The 17,380-nt window shown below is 53.9% G+C and carries 12 protein-coding genes; 1 reads left to right on the top strand and 11 read right to left on the bottom strand.

Annotated elements, in window-relative coordinates; all coding sequences use genetic code 11:
- Positions 1-112: 112 nt before the first annotated feature.
- Positions 113-805 carry a hypothetical protein gene (locus tag BT199_RS25990; RefSeq protein WP_072435751.1) on the bottom strand — a complete coding sequence of 231 codons (693 nt, stop codon included), beginning with the start codon at positions 803-805 and terminating at the stop codon, positions 113-115.
- Positions 806-878: 73 nt separating this feature from the next.
- Positions 879-1,271 carry a DUF2846 domain-containing protein gene (locus BT199_RS25985; protein WP_171905465.1) on the bottom strand — a complete coding sequence of 131 codons (393 nt, stop codon included), beginning with the start codon at positions 1,269-1,271 and terminating at the stop codon, positions 879-881.
- Between the two features lie 474 nt (positions 1,272-1,745).
- On the opposite strand from BT199_RS25985, the gene BT199_RS25980 reads away from it, so the two are divergent.
- On the top strand, positions 1,746-2,003 hold the full coding sequence (locus BT199_RS25980; protein ID WP_005783616.1) for a hypothetical protein: 258 nt from the start codon (positions 1,746-1,748) through the stop codon (positions 2,001-2,003).
- A 264-nt stretch (positions 2,004-2,267) separates the two neighbouring features.
- On the opposite strand, the gene BT199_RS25975 is transcribed toward BT199_RS25980, so the two are convergent.
- The 9 genes from BT199_RS25975 to BT199_RS25930 all read right to left on the bottom strand — a co-directional run bounded on the left by BT199_RS25975 (position 2,268) and on the right by BT199_RS25930 (position 17,374).
- Positions 2,268-3,068, bottom strand: a complete 801-nt coding sequence (locus tag BT199_RS25975) for a hypothetical protein (RefSeq protein WP_256576045.1) — start codon at positions 3,066-3,068, stop codon at positions 2,268-2,270.
- A 548-nt stretch (positions 3,069-3,616) separates the two neighbouring features.
- On the bottom strand, positions 3,617-3,994 hold the full coding sequence (locus BT199_RS25965) for a hypothetical protein (protein WP_081088332.1): 378 nt from the start codon (positions 3,992-3,994) through the stop codon (positions 3,617-3,619).
- Between the two features lie 210 nt (positions 3,995-4,204).
- A complete protein-coding gene (locus tag BT199_RS25960) occupies positions 4,205-4,648 on the bottom strand; it encodes a hypothetical protein (protein WP_072435749.1) in 444 nt (147 codons plus the stop codon).
- A 116-nt stretch (positions 4,649-4,764) separates the two neighbouring features.
- Positions 4,765-5,460 carry a hypothetical protein gene (locus BT199_RS25955; RefSeq protein WP_019819568.1) on the bottom strand — a complete coding sequence of 232 codons (696 nt, stop codon included), beginning with the start codon at positions 5,458-5,460 and terminating at the stop codon, positions 4,765-4,767.
- A 167-nt stretch (positions 5,461-5,627) separates the two neighbouring features.
- Complete coding sequence (locus BT199_RS25950) at positions 5,628-6,224, bottom strand: hypothetical protein (RefSeq protein WP_019819566.1); 597 nt, start codon at positions 6,222-6,224, stop codon at positions 5,628-5,630.
- Positions 6,225-6,521: 297 nt separating this feature from the next.
- Complete coding sequence (locus BT199_RS25945; RefSeq protein WP_019819564.1) at positions 6,522-7,013, bottom strand: pentapeptide repeat-containing protein; 492 nt, start codon at positions 7,011-7,013, stop codon at positions 6,522-6,524.
- A gap of 221 nt (positions 7,014-7,234) precedes the next feature.
- Positions 7,235-7,612 carry a hypothetical protein gene (locus tag BT199_RS25940; RefSeq protein ID WP_014716395.1) on the bottom strand — a complete coding sequence of 126 codons (378 nt, stop codon included), beginning with the start codon at positions 7,610-7,612 and terminating at the stop codon, positions 7,235-7,237.
- Positions 7,613-7,709: 97 nt separating this feature from the next.
- Positions 7,710-8,333: a hypothetical protein gene (locus BT199_RS25935; protein ID WP_014716394.1), complete on the bottom strand. Its 624-nt coding sequence runs from the start codon at positions 8,331-8,333 to the stop codon at positions 7,710-7,712.
- Positions 8,333-17,374 (bottom strand): two-partner secretion domain-containing protein, encoded by a 9,042-nt coding sequence (locus BT199_RS25930; protein WP_072435748.1) that lies wholly within the window; start codon positions 17,372-17,374, stop codon positions 8,333-8,335. The genes BT199_RS25935 and BT199_RS25930 overlap by 1 nt, the downstream gene beginning before the upstream one ends.
- Positions 17,375-17,380 lie beyond the last annotated feature (6 nt).

The following is a 17,380-nucleotide window of genomic DNA, read 5'->3' as shown; positions in this document are numbered from 1 at the left end:
GACTGACACACCGCCTTCGCGGGCAAGCCCGCTCCCACAGGGGAACTGCGCTTAACCCTGACTGGCATTAGCCCAAGCCCGCACACCAACAGCCGCCAGCCTTCGCACAGCCCTACTTGAGCTCCTTCACCAGGTACTGCGCAGAAATCTGCGTAATCCCGGTCAACGCCCGGCGCAAGGCTTCAGGGTCCGTGCGGTAGGTTAACGGTGTATAGCCATAAACGTTCTGACCATTAAACGGCGTGACCGCTTCAAAGGTGCGCCAGACCATCTCATCGCCGCGATCCATCTGCGCTAACACGTTAAGGGTCGGATAAATCACACTGCTGAAACCCTGGGTCAGGCGAAAGCCCCACTCGGACACGGTCAGTTGAATCTGCGCATCGGCGGGCTCATCATCGCCGACCACCTTGAGCGTCGAAATCTTACCCAACTCATCGACAAAGCCCTGTTTGAGCAACACGCCTACATCGAGTTTTTCCGCCTCCATCACCGTCAGAATAGCCACCGGCGTCGGCATCTCGGCCAACTGCCCAAGCTTCATGCCGCCGGCAAACCCGGCGCCACTCAACGCCGCAGTACCCAGCTTGGACGCCCCGCTGGTCATGCCAACACCCGCGCCAACCCCGGCACCCAGGGCCGCGCCCCAGGCCTGTTCGCGGCCGAAGTACACCATGTTCTTTTCCCACTTCACGGGCAGGACTTTGACGGTCTTGATCTGCGCGCGGTTTTCGGGAGTGAGGGGGTGGCTGACGCAGCCGCCGAGGATGAGGGTGGTGAGGAGAATGAAAAGGAGGTTTTTCACATCAGTCCTTTAATGTTTGCAGTGAATACGAGAAGTCGGCAGAGCCTGGACCCTGCCGACACACTGGCTCAACTCATTTGCTTTCTTTGGCAATGGTGCCCAAGGACGCATCCTTGACCAGGTAACGGCCTTCGACTTCGCTCAGCGCTTTGAGGCTGTTACGCGCCACGGCGAAGCCCATTTCGACTTCCTGCTTGAGGTAAACCACCTCACCCGCTTTGACATCAATCGGCATGTCCGCCCAGTTTTCAGCCTTGGAGCTGATCACGTGTTTGCCCGGCGTCACGAAAAAATAGATGTACTGGTTACCACGGTTGTAACCCATCTCCGAGTCGGCTTCCTTGTCATCCAGGAACACATTGAACCGCACCATCATCCCGACATTGCTAGGGCGCACGACGTACACCAAACCTTTATCGGCCACGGCAGCCTTGGGCAGCGAATAGTTCGCCACGTCAGCCTGCATCTTCTCCACCGACGGCGTCGAGGAACAGCCAAACAGCGTGGCAAGGGACAGAACGACAGCGGCTTTGCAGAACAACTTGATCATGTATTTCTTCCTTGTGGGTAACGGTGGAGCGGTTTTGAGAGTGCCGATGATGGCGGGATCTCATTTTTATGGCATGGCCCGAAGCATTGTGCCATTGCTGTGATGCCTTGCGCGGTTTTGGGTGAGGGGCTTATAGTCCGGCCGTCGCCCATACGGCGATCAGGTTTGGCGACCTGACAACAGAGTGCAAAAGCAATCCGCTTCATGCAGGTGTTTTTGCACCCGCAAAGCTGTGCTCGTTATGGCGGCTGTGCGCGGGAGACCTTCGGGTCTGCCGGTTTACTCTGTTGCCGGTTCGCCAACCTGCGTACAGCTGCCACCCATTCGTTTGGCGACGATTGAGTGGTGGCTTCAACCACCAAAAACAGAGTGTTAAGTATGAATAGATACATGCCCCTAACCGGCCACGACTGCACCGTCCCAGCCCTGATCATCGACACCCAGGCACCTCTCGACGTCCTTCACGACGCCGCCGTGCACCGCATTCGGGCCGTCACCCAACTGCTGGAAAACCTGGCCTTCCGCGAACAACTCAGCAGCGATGCCGTAGTGCTTTCAGACTTCGCCCACTTGCTGGCCATTCCGCTGCGCGATGGGTGTGATTTGCTGGATGTCATCAGTCGCAGGCTTAATGCCGATCCGTCCTGAGTGAAAACCGGGCGGCCTTTGTGTCGCCCGCTTTGTGCTCAATTCCCTTGGCCCCTGTCTTTATCGTTAGACTCACGCTCTTTACGATTTTTCAACCAGGACTGTATCCAAACTCCTACCCCAGTAGGTATTGCGTAAATGAAAAAGGTGAAAAAGGGGACAGATTTATTTAGTGCGCCTTTAAACTCTAATTTAAATAAATCTGCCCCCTTTTCGTTTGCAATCAAAACTGCAATACACCAACCAATTTGACTAGACAAAAAATCAAACCACTAAGCTCTTTATTCGATCACCCGCACTGAGTAGTTCGTCGGCAGAAAGCGGAGTATAACTAATTACAATCAAAACCCCCTCTTCAAACTCACACACTTCTTCTACATAACCATTCAACAAATCAACAAGTTCACGAGGCCCTTTTTCAAAGGCGCGAAAACACAACTCCTTATCGAAATAATTCGCTGCATTTATACGAAAAACGCCATCCCTACCGTTAACGTCTTTTTTTGTAGCATCACAAGCTTCCAACACTAAAGGCCAATCGCTCCTCGTAACACTCCAATCATGTAAAGCTGAGCGATAGGAGCCAAACGCCTTTATATAAACAGGAAAAACAACCTTCAACAAATACGAATAGTCGACTTTGGAGTCTGTAAATTCAATAAATAGCGTATCATCAAACTGCGCATCATCTTGGAGATACTTCTGATCTCGCAGAGCATATGAAATTCGACCTTTAACGCCGACTGGAAGTAGCTTATCCAATGACACCGAGGTCACCAACTCGCTTCCAATAGGGGGAACTTCAAAGGCATCGTTCAAACTCCACGGAACGCCCAAATCGCCTATAGCTCTCAAAAAATCTTTATGCCTCTCTTCGATAGACTCTGAAACACTAGGTCTATGCCGAAACTCAAGCTTATATTTAGTCATTACCGTGCCACCCTTACAGAAATATTTCGAACAAAAGGGGACTGATTTATTTAATGCACCTTTAAACTCTAATTTAAATAAATCCGCCCCCTTTTCTCTCTTTTCTTTACCCTTAAAACAGCAGTTAAAAGACATAACATCCTTTTACGTTAGAAGTTTCGTATCTCCATGACTTTATTAGCCGATCCGCAGCGACAAAAACCGAATATCGGCAATCTCTAATCCAAGTTATGTAATACCGCCTGCCTCCGTTTTCATCAACAACCTTATCAAAGGTCTTATTTTTATTTACAGGCGACCAATATGAGTCGCCACATCCTCGAGTGCAGTCTTTGTAAAGGTGGGAATCGAAATGAGTACCTACCCATAGATTCATTCCATTTTCCCAATTGGAATGGGAAGGTGCGCAGCCAGCCAAGGCCGACAATAATACTACTAAAAGCCATTTATTAATTTTCACGCTTTTTCTCCGACTCAATTGCTGGGCGCTACTTATCGTACAGTGCTCCATAATTTACAAGCAGAGCAGGCGGCACGAACAAAAGGGGACAGATTTATTTAATAGGTATTTTTCAACTCTAACTTAAATAAATTCTTCCCCTTTTTTTTCAGTCTCCTTTTTTCATTTCCACATTATTGCTAACACACCCTCATCTCTAACCCAAAAAAATCTATCCTACCTTTTAAAATACAACACTTGGAAATACTTTACGAAACATATGCTGTATCGCTGGCAACCGGGCTAGTTCGTCCAACATTTCGGCAGCCGAAAGCGGCATATCGTAGGGTACCGTGCCACGGAGCAGTGCTATTCCATATAAGGCATATTCCTCGTTTTTAGAGTGACTCCAATTTGGAACATAGCCAATTACTTTGTAGATCTTGAAAATAGGCTCATCAAACTCAATCAAATCATATAAAAAATCTGGAGCTCCCTCCGCCCCTAAAAATCCTGCGCACCACGATTGTAACTCTGATCTATCAATAGCCTCGCAGAACAGACAGGTAATTACAAACCCTAAAAGCTCATCACTGTAACGCTCAGTTTTTTCTATAATCACTTTCCGCCCCCCATAGCTTCACCACCTATGTGTCCAATTTTGCTGTGAACAAAAGGGGACTGAACGAAAGGGGACAGATTTATTTAATATACCTTTCAACTCTAACTTAAATAAATCTGTCCCCTTTTCCTTGAGTGAAAATCGGGCGGCCTTTGTGTCGCCCGCTTTGTGCGTGAGCAATCCAACCAAAAAACCGGTCCACTTTTTTCGTCATTTCACGCAGCAAACTTGATCATCAGAAAGATAATAAAGTCCCTCCAGTTTTCCGCAAATGGAAGGAAGACCAAAAATCGGTTCTGAGGTATAAGAAATAGGCAACTCGGATCTAATCAAATCGGCGAACTCCGAACTTTCCCACGCGGGAGTTACTATACCGTTCCAAAAACTTACGGCCTCTCCCGTTCCAGACAATACAACAGGCCTCAAGTATTCAACTGCAAGATTGGAGTCCCAATACAAATAACCGCAATACACAGAGCCATTTTCACCAAAAAAATCAGCTCGAACGATAATCTGAAAGTCTGAGCACGTTTCCTGTTCGGCGAGGGGGCGTATAGTTAATTCGTCCTCCACGGTGTCGTCCATCGGAAAGAACCAAACGCTATAACTACCAAGATCATCAATCGTCAGCTCACATACTTGTTTATCCGTCATAACTCGCCGCGCCCTATGCAATTAAGCACAACAAAATAGGACAGGTTTATCTGATACACTTTCCCAGCTAAAATTTAAATAAATCTGTGCCATTTTCTCTCTATCCCTTATAGCGCCTATTGGTTTAAGTCAGCCATTAGTTTAGCTATCACTAACTCGAAAGCATTCTGCAAAGCGCTACGGAGAGCTTCAGGGTTTGTTGCGTACTCCTGAGGTGTATACGCCTGGACATTTCCCTCACTGAACGCTGTTACAGTTTCGAAATTCCTCCAAACTACTGCGTCGCCGAGCTTCATGGTCGCTACAATGCCCACTGTGGGGTAAAGCTCTGCACTGTAGTTTTTCAAGGCAAAGCCCCATTCGGACACGACAAATTCTATATGCGCATCGGCCCGGCCGCCCTCCGGTTCAACTTTGAATAAATGCTCAGCACTGATCCGTGCCTCCAACAGTTGTTTGAACAACTGCCTTGGATCTATTTCGTTACGCTGCAAGTTCAACAAAATTGCCTGCCGTGGACTTGAAGCTCCACCATCAGCCACTTTCGCGCCCGCTGCCACACCCACGCCAGCCATAGCACTGGTAGCGACTTTGGACGAATCCGATGCCATTCCCACAGCCACCCCGGCACCGGCACCTAAGCCGGCCCCCCAGGCTTGATCCATGCTGGTGTACTTGAACTGCTGCTCCGAAAACGAGGCAGGCAAAATAGTGACAGTCGTGATTTTATGGCGGTTTTCAATGCTCAGGTCTTGTGTTACGCAGCCAACCAGCAGAAATAAAGTGCAAAAAACTACGAAAATTTTTTTCATACATAACACTCTTGAAAGTTAGGCGAACTTGAAAACTAAACCCAAAAGGCTTACCCCCCTAAATAAACGCAACTTCGCCCATCAAATCTTGACGCCCACCTTAGTTATAGCACGACGAAAGGCCATTTTTGTGTCAGATTCACGAATAAATCGCCTCAACACCACGACTAAACATAGCGAAACTTCCAGAGATCACCGCTCTTCATCCAATATCTCTCAGCATCTGGTATTAAAAAACTAAAATCTGAACACTTGGATGTCCAATCAGAATATGAGAGTTCCTCGTGGAATCGGTCTTGATCCATATGCATATATATTCTTCTATCAAAATTAATATAGAATACGGGCAACCTAGACGCTACACGGCCAACAAGACCGAATATATCCGCACTCAAACTCGCGCCTGACAAAAAGTAGCCCTCAACCTCTTTCAACAACCGGGGTAAACTACAGTCGTCATCCAGCTCAAAAATTTTTGAAAGGTCTTCACCCGTCAACACACCTTCACTAACACTATTTAGATACTGCGAAAAATTATCGGCTGTTAGCTTTAAAATTCCACCACGGAACACCCTACACGCTTCTTCATACTGCGCCTGGGTTATATGCCCTTTATCCAAATATGCGCGATAGTCTTTTTCCGCATCCAATGAAAAGTTATACTTATAATCCAAAACCCAATAACACTTAGCACCACTTACAAAAAAACAGATACTTTTCTCACCAGACCATAAACCATCAAGCACTTCTTTATTTAAATTCAATTCCCGAACTCCTTTAAAAATTCTTCATGAGCGTAAATGCGGGCGTTGCTTGAGTGCTTTTCAAGCAACGATTCCCACACCTTAGGAAGTTCCAGGGCTGTCCCAGGCTTGGTCGGATCTACAATTTTAGGCGCTGACGGGTCTCGGTTGACTCCTGGAATCGGACGTTGAGGAACTGCGTTAGCCATAATTTCACTATGGAGTTTAGCATCGACATCAAATACAACCACGATAGAAAAAGGGGACAGATTTATTTAATATGCTTTTCAACTCTAACATAAATAACGCCCCCCTTTTCTACTCTCGTTTAAGCACTTTAATCGCACCATAACTTTCTGGTCGAAACCCACTTGGCCAGACAGTAGCGTCATTATACGTAGCGCCCAAAAAAAACGCCTCTTCGATTCTATTTGCACAAAGATCAGCGCCACATAAATTTGATCTAATAAAGCTAGCACCACCAATATCAGCACCATCAAAACTTGCACATGAAAGATTTGCACCGGCAAAATCAGCAAATGCTGCCATTGCGCCTGCGAAAGAAGTATTACTCATAACTGAATTCATAAAATTTGAATTCATCAGAGCTGCTCGATCAAATATAGCTCGATCTATAAACGCGTTAACAAATGAGGCACTTCTCAGATTCGAACCAGAAAAGTCGGCACTTCCAATATTAAGCTCATCAAATATAGCGCGATGCAACTGCAACCCTTTCAAACTTGCACCAACAAAACCATTTAAAGGTAGAGTTAATATCTCGCCCGTCTCAAAATTAATATTAATCATTTATCCCCCCAATCCACCGGATCCACCTTCACCTCAGACATTGGCTTAGTTAAGCCAGCTTTATTCGGCGGTAATGTTCCAACAAAATGGGACAGATTTATTTAATAGGCTTTTCAACTTTAATTTAAATAAATTTGTCCCATTTTTTAGTCCCCTTTTTTCATTTCCACATTATTGCTAACACACCCTCATCTCTACCCCAAAAAAATCTATCCTACCTTTTAAAATACAACACTTGGAAATACTTTACGAAACATATGCTGTATCGCTGGCAACCGGGCTAGCTCGTCCAACATTTCGGTAGCCGAAAGCGGCATATCGTAGGGTACCGTGCCACGGAGCAGTGCTATTCCATATAAAGCATATTCCTCGTTTTTAGAGCGACTCCAATTTGGAACATAGCCAATTACTTTGTAGATCTTGAAAATAGGCTCATCAAATTCAATCAAATCATATAAAAAATCTGGAGCTCCCTCCTCCCCTAAAAATCCTGCGCACCACGATTGTAACTCCAATCTATCAATAGCCTCGCAGAACAGACAGGTGATTACAAACCCTAAAAGTTCATCACTGTAACGATCAGTTCTTTCTGTAATCACTTTCCGCCCTCGAATCTCCCCTTTTTTAGGGGGGATAGATATTATCTAATAGGTCTTGTACTGCCATAACAGATCTAAATACATTTCCCCCACTCTTTTATTTTCGACAAACAAAGAACTTATCTTCACTGAGATACCCAATACCGCCTAAGCGCCAAAATTCGAAATATGAACGAAAGTCAAAATCCAGATTTATTAAAGGCTGCCCCATATACCAAGCCAAATAATAATCAGCGGCAACTCCGTAAAGGGCCTCAAACAGTGCGTACTCTTGCTCTGTTTTTAGCAACCTGCAATCCCTGACCTGATCCCCCACCAGTTCAAGTATCCAGTTGCTGGGAACGTCTAATTTATCATAATCGTTAAATTGATCTTTACTTCCATACAACAGTTTTGCACGTTGGCATATCCCGTATAACTCGTCGTCTCCAAGAGACTTACAGAAACTTGCCTGAGCTTGCAACCAGAGTTTTGCCTTTTGCATCAATTCAAAGTCGCTAGATTCAATCGTCGGGCATAGATATAACTTATCTTCAAGCGTACCAGCTTGGATCACCTCATTCACGCGCGATACCAAACTGTCAGCTTGAGGAAAATAGCTTAACGCTTCAGTAATTTCAGTTAGAGAAGAATGTACTTTGAACAGAGCTAAAAAATGCGACTTATCAAAATAAGTTCTTCCCTCACAAAAAGCGCACCAGTCATTTAAAAGGGTAGGCATTAATTTCTTCCTCTTGGTAACTCCGGCAAAAGAGAAGGATCGATTTTCCATCGATCGCGCAATGCCGTTACGCCCTTATTAAATTCGTTTAGGGACTTACTGTTATCAATAACAGCTTTTAGCTCATTATGGAAAGCACCTGAAGCATTCCCACCGTGACCGCCTGGTACCCCATCAATAGGGTTGACCCATGTCAATTCGGATGTTTTTGTTCTGAAACGCTGAATTTCACTCATCGGCACCCCCCATTGTTTGAATTCAGGAGCGCGACAAACCATACACCACTCATGCAAACCTCCTGGCTGACGAATTCTCGCCTCAATTGCCTCTCGGGTAGCCCTGTTTTCCCAAAGCACGTCTAGCTCTGCTGGCGACAGGTCGTCAAACCAACGTGTGAAAGCGCCGTTACGAACGCTAGGCACTTTGCCGTCAGGCACAAGCTCTTGAAACGTCCGGTCAGTGTGGCTTTCGCTTACAGGCGATCCGGCAGAAGGCACCTCATGAATCGAACAGCTTCCCGCATTACAGGTATAACAAGGCCCAATGTTATGTACCCAGGTACTTAGCTTGCCAACATAGAACGTATGTCCAATATCCACCGTCAGGTTGTACGTTTTACCCTGCGACTGCAGCAGCTTTATTGATACAACGGAGATCGAAGCCTCTTGAGTCGCCCCATCCCCCAACGACTGCAGTTGATCACCCGGCTTGAGCTCTATAAGTGGCACAAAGCCTTTGCGCTTAGGCACGTAGAACGGATGACCCGGCGTCACTTGCAGAGTCTCAGTGATACCTTGACCGGCACTGCCGTTCTTCACAAGCGTCAGCTGATAGATCGGTTGATCCGTGCGAATGTGGGTTGCTGAGACCTTCGACGCGAACGGCTCACCGCCTTCTTCAGGTTTAGTCCAGACGACGTCGCCCACCCTGAGCGCGTCAATGGCTCGTTCACCATCAGGGGTGGCGACCATAGTCCCGGCTGCAAAACAGCATGGGCTATAGCCTGCTAATTTGGCCTGTGCTTGGTTGGCAAACTGTTCAGTCCCCTTACCCGCCGCCGCATCCAAGCCTTTACCAGCGGCTGACTCAATGCCCTTTCCGGCAACAGTTTCTGCAGCCTTGCCAGCGATAGCCTCCGTACCTTTAACCGCTAATGCGTCGCGCGCGGCCAACTCTTTGATTGCGCTTAACAATGCTCCCTTGCCTACTCCACCTATGGGCATAAGCTCAGCAAGCAGCTTGAGATCAATATCTGAATTAATGCCACCACTTGCCAAAACACGTAGCCGGTCTATTTGCTCTGCTTGGGAGGCGGCGTCAGAACTGAGCGCGGCGATCTCAGGGAGTTTCGTGATAGCCGTACGCTCTCCGTATTGCTCGGACCACGCATCAGGCACAACACCCATGCCACCAGGTTCGTTGTTGTAGGTTGTGTTACTTGAAGGATTGAAGAGCAGCGAATCCTTGTACTGCTTTTCTGTGGACTTGAACGCAACGACCTGATCCCCGTTGGCAACAATGGGGCTGCCATCTCCCCAGGTCAGCAGGACTTTCTCGTTTTGCAGCTTGGTGATAACTCCCCGCGCAACAGTCAGGTCGTCACCTAATGCTTGCCCTTCAGGGTTAGAAGGACCGTAACCGGCCAGAATCCCTTGAAGCTCATTGTTGGTTTTCTGATCGACCTCGCCTCCGGCAACAAACGTTAGGAGCGCATCCCACTCAAAACCAGATCGGCTTTGACCTTTGGTGGCATCTAAACTCTTGGCCTCTTGGGCCAGTCGTTTCTCTTCTTGAACGTGCAACTTGCGGTTGTATGACTGTGCATTCCCAGCGATTTCCGAGCCCATGGCGACATCGCCATCAACACTCGCGGCAGCGAGCAATCCCACCAGTTTCGAAGCCGCATTGACCAGACGATCGTGTTCCGCTGGATCATTGCCACTGAGCAAAGGCGACTTATCCAACGCCACAATAAGGGCTTCGTTAGCACCCGCAGCCATCGCTCCCGTTTTAAAGTCGCCGCCCATTGCTTCTGAAAGCAAACCACCTACAACAGCATGCAGTGCAGTTTTGCTCAGGTCGCTGTCTTGAAGTTTGAAGGCATTACCAAAATCACCAACGCCGGTGAACGCGGTCGCCTGCATTACATCGAAAAGGCTGCCCTTCATTGCATCCTTGAAGCTGCCTTGTCCAAGAGCTTCAGAGAGCGTTCCGCGCACGGCACCGCCAGCCAATTGGATCGTTCCAAAACGGCCAATCGCTGCGGGGTCATTCCAATGGGGTACGACGCTTGGTCCACTTACCTTGTTAGTTACAGGGTCGCTCTGCGCGCCAAACCAATTGCCACTGGCGTAATTCACAAAGCCCGCAGAAGCGCCCGCGATCAGTGACTGCTTCAAGCTGTCGCTGCTGAAGGTTTCCTTGAATGCGGCCCCCAAGTTGCCTTTATTGTTTATGGTGCTGACGACGCCGGTACTGGCAAGCGAGGTCAACGAGGCAGTCGCGATGACGTTGCCCAACCCTGCTGCAGTTCCTGCGACTGCTGCGGTGGTCGACGTCGCAGCGGTAGCGGCTGTCGCGGCAGCCATAGTGGAGCCGGCCCCTACAGCGCTACCTGCCGAAGCAGCTAGCGCACTGGCCGCTCCCGCCGTCAACACGGTGACAACGATGATAATTGCCAGCATTGCGCCTTGGCCGAGGCTGGAGTGGCTGTATTTAAAGGAGTCGTGCAACTCCTTCACATGCCGCCAATCCACATCCCCACGCTTCTCGGCTTCTTTCAACCAAGCCAACTGTGGGTCTGCTTTGACCATCACATCAATCGTCTGGCTAACCGTGTTCTGATCAATCTGTTTAATGTCGATCTTCAGCCCGTTAACCGCCTTGATCGCCAACTCACCCTGTGCCTTCAACTCACTTTGGCGCAACGTCTCGTCGGTATTCCCCTTGCCCTTCGCGCTGGTCCACGCCAGGTCACTCTTGCTCTTCTCGTGGCTCTCCTGGTGCAGGTCTTTGACCGCCTCGAAGGTCACCGCGCCGCCACTGGTGATGGCCAGGTCCTTACCGCTCTCAAGCTTGGCCCGCTGATACAGCTGATCACCGCCACTGACCAGCGACAGATCACCACCAGTCTTGATCTCAGTCCCCACATTTGTAACGTGGGTCACCTCATCACGCTTGGTCTTCTTCGCGCCCCAGCCCCCCTTCTCCTTCATGTCGTAAAGGCTGTAGGTGCTGTTCTGCGCAGCCAACAAACTCAACTTATCCCCGCTATACAGATAAGCCTCATTCCCCGCACTGATCCTGCTCGCCACGATCGTGGTGTCACGCCCCGCCTGGCTGACAAAATCCCCACCCGCCGTCAGCACGCTCGCCACTTGAGTGGTCTGGTCGTCCGAGGTCTTGATGCGTTTTTTGCCGTCCTTTTCCTTGCCCTCAACGTTGTGCATGTCGCTGACCGAGGCGACGTTGAGGTCGCGGCCGGCGGCGATGTTGAGGTCTTTGCCGGCGGTGGCGGTGCTGCCGATGATGTTGACGTCTTGCCCGGCCTGCATGTTGAGGTTGCCGCCCGCCGTGACGCTGGCGGCGAGGTTTTTGACGTCGGTGGTGATGCTGGATTTCTCGCCGCCGTTGCGGGTCTCGTGTTTGACGCTGGTGTCGCTGGCGGCGATGAGGTTGAGGTCGCGGCCGGCGGTTAAGTTAGCGTCGTTGCCCGCTACCAGTGCGCCTCGGTTGGTGAGGTCGCGGCCGGCGTCGATGGCGAGGCTTTCACGGGCGACGATGGTGCCGGCGCTGGTGTCGGTGAGGGTGCGCATGCCGGCGCCGTCACGCACCTGGATGGCGGTGGTTTCGTTGGTGATGTCGCCTTTGAGGGCCGTGAGGCTGACTTGTTTGCCGCGGATTTCGCCGGCCATGGCGTTGCGGATGCTGTCTTGGGCGAGCAGGTTGAGGTTGTTGCCGGCTTCGACCAAGCCGCCGGTGTAGATACTGCCGCTGCTGATGGCGGAGAGGTTGTTGCTGGCGCGCAGGGTGCCGACGTTGATCAGGTCGCCGCCGGTGACCAGGTTGAGGTCGCGGCCCTGGATGAGGCTGTTGCCGCGCACGTTGCGCGAGTCGGCCTGGGCCAGGTACAGCACCGGCACGAGGACGGTCTGGCCGTCGATGACGCGGTTTTCCATCCACACGATGTCGTGGGTCAGGGCGCCGACTTGCTGGTCGGTGAGGGCCACGCCCAGGCTCAGGCGCAGGGCGTCTTTGCTGGCGAGGCCGTTGTCCATCAGGTAGCGGAACTGGTCGGCGTCGCTGTACAGGCCGCCGGCGAGGAAGCGCTGGCCGGTTTGCGCGAGGACGGCGTCGCGGATCAGGCGGGTTTCGTACTGGCCGTCACCGAGGCGGCGCCAGGCGTTGTCGGCGGTGAAACCGAGTTTGCCGAGCATGTAGTCGGAGCTGAAAAAGCCCGACACCGAGGTGAATTCGGGGTTGGTCTCGATCAGGTAGTGGCTGGTAGGGTCGGCGTTTTTGACGAACAGGCCGTACTCGCCCTTGGGCAGTTGGAAAGTGGGCGAGGTGGTGGGGTCGACCGGGGCGAAGGCGGTGCCGGTGTAGTCCACGGGCACGAAGCCGCCACCTGGGGCCACGCCCACCACGGGCAAGACGCTGCCGGGCGCCTGGGCGCTCGGGTCGTTGGCGTGTTTGCTCAGGTTGATGTTGATGCCGCCGACGGGGATGCCGGTCTGGTCGTCGCCGAGGGTGCCGGTCAACTGGGCCAGGGTGTTGTTGTGCAGCGTGCCGTTTTGCAGGGTGCGGGCGACGTTGAGGTTGACCGTGCCGCCCGCTTGCAGGGTGGCGTCGTAGCCAGGGCCGCTGTTGTTGGTCCAGGTGGTGACGTCACTTGCGTAGGCGAACGGCAGGCTATTGGGTGAGCGGCTTTTGAGTTCTTCGAAGCGCGCCTTGTCGAAATTCCCAGCCGCCGTGGCCGCATTGAACGCGGGCACATCAACATATTGCATGCGTTCAAACAAATCGTCGGAGACGTGACCTGGCGTGCCGATGACAAGCTTGCGCTGGCCCGTGCGCGTGGCGGCGCCCTGGTTGAGCAGGTCTCCGGCAGTGATGCTCAGGTCGCCATTGGCGGCCATCAGGCTGTAGCGGTTCTGCACCGTGTCGCCTTGCAGCAGCATGTTTTTGCCCGCCACCAAGCGCGCCGCTACCGAGTCCTTGGTCGCCGCCTCGAGGTACGTTTCGTAGATGGTGATCTCGCCACGTTCCCAGTTGTCGCTCTCGCCGCAGTGCTGGCCACAGATCCAACTCAAGCTGCCGGTGGTCAGCGTTTGCCCGAGTTCGAATTCATCTTTGGCGTTTTCGATAAAGCCCGCATTGATGCCGATCGAGCCTTCGCTTTCCACGGTGCCGGAGCGGTTGCTGAACAGCACGGCACGCCCGCCATCGCGGGCGGCGAAGCTCAGGTTGCCTTTGCTGTAGACATCGCCATAGCTGTTGCTGAAGCCATTGCTGCGCAAGGTCATGTCGCCGCCGCTGAACAGCAGCGTGTCTGCGGCATTGGTGATGCCGTTGACTGCGGTGAGGTTCACTGCGCCCTGGGCACCGAGGGTGCCACGGTTGTTGATTTGCGCGGCGGCGATGTCCAGTTGCTGGCGGGCGGTGAGGAACCCGAGGTTGTCCAGGGTGCCGCCCAGGGTCAGGCGCGCATTGGTTGCGGCCAGGCGGCCGCCGTTCTGGCTGAGGTTGTTGGCGGCGACGGTGAGTGTTTGCAGGGCCGAGACGCGGCCGCTGTTGGTGATATCGCCGGTGGTGATGCTGATGTCACTGTCGCTGAGCAGTTCGCCGCCGTTGTCCAGGCTGGCCACGTTGAGGATCAAGCCCTTGGCGCTGGCCATGCGGTCACCGGCCTTGAGGGCCAGCCCTTGGTCGCTCTTGTAGGTGAGCACGTCGTTGAGTTGCACACGGCCCAGGCCGTCGACTTTACCGAATGCCCAGTCGGCGCTGCCCATGCCCTGGATATTGCCCTGGCTGCCTGCGAGGCTGGCGGTGTTGAGGTGGAACAGGCCGGTGCCGGCGTGTTGCAGCATGCCGTTCTGGTTGTTGAGGCTGGCGGCGTCAAGGCTGAAGGCCTGGCTACCGAATTCGAGGGTGCCGTTCTGGTTGTTCAGCGCGCCGCTGAGGTTGAGCTTGCTGCTGGCGCCGCCCAGGGCACGCAGTTGCCCACTGGCGCTGTTATCCAGGTTGCCGCCGGTGAGGGTCAGGCCCTGGTTGGCTTCGATCAGGCCGCCCTGGTTGGTGAGGGTGTCGCGTGAGGTCAGGTTGATCTGATTGCCGCTGACCTGGCCGCCCGCGCTGTTGTCGAGGGTGGCGCCGCTGACGGTCACTTGTTCTTTGCCGAACAGCTTGCCGCCACGGTTGGCCAGGGCTTCTACGGTGAGTTGCAGGTTGCCGACCAGGCTGGCCATCAGGCCGCCGCTGGCGTTGTCGACGCTGTTGGCGGTGACGCTCAGGCTGTCGCCCTGCACGGTGCCGCCCTGGTTATCCAGGCGGGTGGTGTTCAGTTCGGTGAGCGCGCCGCCACTGAGGATCAGGCCCTTGCGGTTGCTCACATCCTGGCCGCTGTAGCTCAGGCCTTCGGCGCCGGCCAGCAGTTGGCCGTTGTCGTTGCTCAGGTGCTGGGCGGCGATGTCCAGGCGCTTGCCGCGCAGGGTGCCGCCGTCGTTGTTGAGGGTGGTGAGCTGCTTGACCAGCACGCTGCGTTCGTCCGCGTCGATCTGGCCGCCGACGTTGGTGAGCAGATCGCTGACCTTGAGCACCACGTCGCCGCCATCGCTGACCAGCGCGCCTTTGTTGCTGTTGGTGAAGGTCTGCGCGGTGACGTCGACGGTCTGGCCCAGCAGGATGCCGGCGCTGTTGTCCAAGCGCTCGCCTTGCAGTTGCAGCAGGCCCTCGCTCTGGATGCGGCCCTGGGCGTTGAGCAACTGGCCCGGGCCTTTGAGCAGCAGGCTTACGCCCTGGGCACCACCGGCCAGCAGGCCGGCGTTGCGGTTGTCGAGGCCCGAGGCGCGTACGTCGAGGTGGTCACCCAACACGCGCCCGGCGCGGTTGTCGATGTCGCCGCCGGCCACGTCGAGCAGCAGTTGCTTGCCGACGATCGTGCCGCCCTGGTTATCCAGGTTGGCGGCGTGCAGTTCGATATCGCCCTGCCCGGCCTGCAAACGGCCCTGGGCGTTGTTGAGCTGTTGCACGGCGGTGAGGGTGAGCTTGCCGGTGTCGGCGCTCAGTACGCCGTCTGCGTTGCTGCTGAGGGTGCCGGCCGTAACGTTCAGATCGGTGCTGGCCTGGGCGAAACCCTGGTTGTTGTTGAAGGTGTTGGAAACGGCGAGGTTGAGCGCGCCGCCGTCGGCCTGGATCAGGCCCTTGAGGCTGTTGTCGAGGTTGCTGGCAGTGACGGTCGCGGTTTTGGCCACCAACACGCCGTTCTGGTTGTTCAGGTTGCCGGCGTTGACGATCAGGTCGTTGGCGATGACTTGTCCGTCGCTGTTGTTCAGGTTGGCGCTGGTGAGCACCAGGCTGCCACCGGCCATTTCGATACGGCCCTGGCGGTTGTCCAGAGAGGCGCTGTTGAGCGTGGCGGCCTGGCCTTCGCCGAAGCGGATCAGGCCGCCAAGGTTGACGATGGCCGGTGAGTTGATCGCCAGGCTCTGCTCACCGAACAGACGTGCGCTGGCGCCCTGGTTGGTCAGTTTGGCGCTGCTGACCTCGACGGTCTTGGCCTGAATAATCGCGCCCTGGTTGGTCAGCGCCTGCGCGGCGGTGATCGCCAGTGCACGGCTGGCCAACAGGTTGCCGCTGGTGGTGACGGTTTGCGCGTTCACCACCAGATCGCCGATGGTGTTGCGGCTGTTATCAGCGGCGACGCCGGCTTCGATGATGCCGGGGTTGTTCACGCTGGCCGCGTTGATCTCGATGCGCTGGCCGGCGGCGATGCTCTTGCGGTTGACCAGGGCCTGGGCGCTGGTGACCTGCACGTTGCCGTTGGCGTAGACCTTGTCGGTGAGGTCGACGTTTTGCGCGGTGACTTTGACGTTACCGGTGGCCACCGTTTGCGCCATGCTCAGGCGCCCGTTGGCGTCGAGCTGAATATCGCCACCACTGGCCGCCAGGGTGCCGTCGAGCTTCACGCCCACACCGGCCTCGGTGCTCACCAGTTTGATCGCGCCGGCATACATGCCGCCCAGGGCCGAGGAGTCGATTGCCAACTCGGGTTTGGCGCTGCCGTCATCGGCACGGGCGGTGGTTTTCAGGCTTTGCGCATCGACGTCGTTGCGCCCGGCGATCACGTTGAGTTCGCGGGCGTTGATTTGTGCGTTGATCTTGGCCGAGCGGGTGATGATGTCGAAACGTTCGACGTTGCTGGCGTTCAAGCCTTCGCCGTCGATGGTCACGGCGCCGCCATCCACTTCATAGCGCTGCAATTGGCCGCTGGCGTCGAGCACCGGTTTGCCGGTGGTGAGGGTGACGTTGGGGGTGTTGATAAAGCCGCAACCGCTGCACGTCACGCCGTACGGGTTGGCGACAATGACCTTGGCCGACTGCCCCGCCACTTCGGTGTAGCCGCGCAACTGGCTGGGGCTGCCGCCGTTGACTTCGTTGAGGATGACGTTCGCCGCGCCGCCCTTGAGGTTGGGGTTACCGACAATGATCCCGCCCAGTTGGGTGTTGACCATGGCGCTGTTGCCGTTGTTGAGGATCACGCCGTTGGGGCCGACGTTGTAGTCCTTGAACTGGTTATGGGACAGGCCCGCGCCATTGGGGGTGGCGATGTTGACCACCGGCACGCCATTGCCCGCCGCGCCCACGGTGGTGCCCGGCGCACTGACCACGATGCCCTCAGCCTGGGCCAGCAGCGGCTGCCAGAACAATGCGTTGGCGAGGATCAACGCCAGCCCGCGCTTGGGCAGGCCGAAGAACGCGTCCCGGCGCTTCAGGGCGGCAGAAGGTTGGCGGGCCAGGAAGGCGAATTGGCGAACATCCATTGTCAG

It is taken from the genome of Pseudomonas sp. NFR02 (genome assembly GCF_900119375.1).
Lineage (GTDB): Bacteria > Pseudomonadota > Gammaproteobacteria > Pseudomonadales > Pseudomonadaceae > Aquipseudomonas > Aquipseudomonas paracarnis.
Note: the sequence above shows the minus strand (reverse complement) of the source record. Positions and strands in the feature narration are given on the sequence as shown.

Excerpts from the sequence above, each read along its gene's own strand:
- BT199_RS25985 (WP_171905465.1), bottom strand. The coding sequence starts at position 1,271 with ATGCAGGCTGACGTGGCGAACTATTCGCTGCCCAAGGCTGCCGTGGCC.
- BT199_RS25980 (WP_005783616.1), top strand. The coding sequence starts at position 1,746 with ATGCCCCTAACCGGCCACGACTGCACCGTCCCAGCCCTGATCATCGAC.
- BT199_RS25975 (WP_256576045.1), bottom strand. The coding sequence starts at position 3,068 with ATGTCTTTTAACTGCTGTTTTAAGGGTAAAGAAAAGAGAGAAAAGGGG.
- BT199_RS25960 (WP_072435749.1), bottom strand. The coding sequence starts at position 4,648 with ATGACGGATAAACAAGTATGTGAGCTGACGATTGATGATCTTGGTAGT.
- BT199_RS25955 (WP_019819568.1), bottom strand. The coding sequence starts at position 5,460 with ATGAAAAAAATTTTCGTAGTTTTTTGCACTTTATTTCTGCTGGTTGGC.
- BT199_RS25945 (WP_019819564.1), bottom strand. The coding sequence starts at position 7,013 with ATGATTAATATTAATTTTGAGACGGGCGAGATATTAACTCTACCTTTA.
- BT199_RS25935 (WP_014716394.1), bottom strand. The coding sequence starts at position 8,333 with ATGCCTACCCTTTTAAATGACTGGTGCGCTTTTTGTGAGGGAAGAACT.
- BT199_RS25930 (WP_072435748.1), bottom strand. The coding sequence starts at position 17,374 with ATGGATGTTCGCCAATTCGCCTTCCTGGCCCGCCAACCTTCTGCCGCC.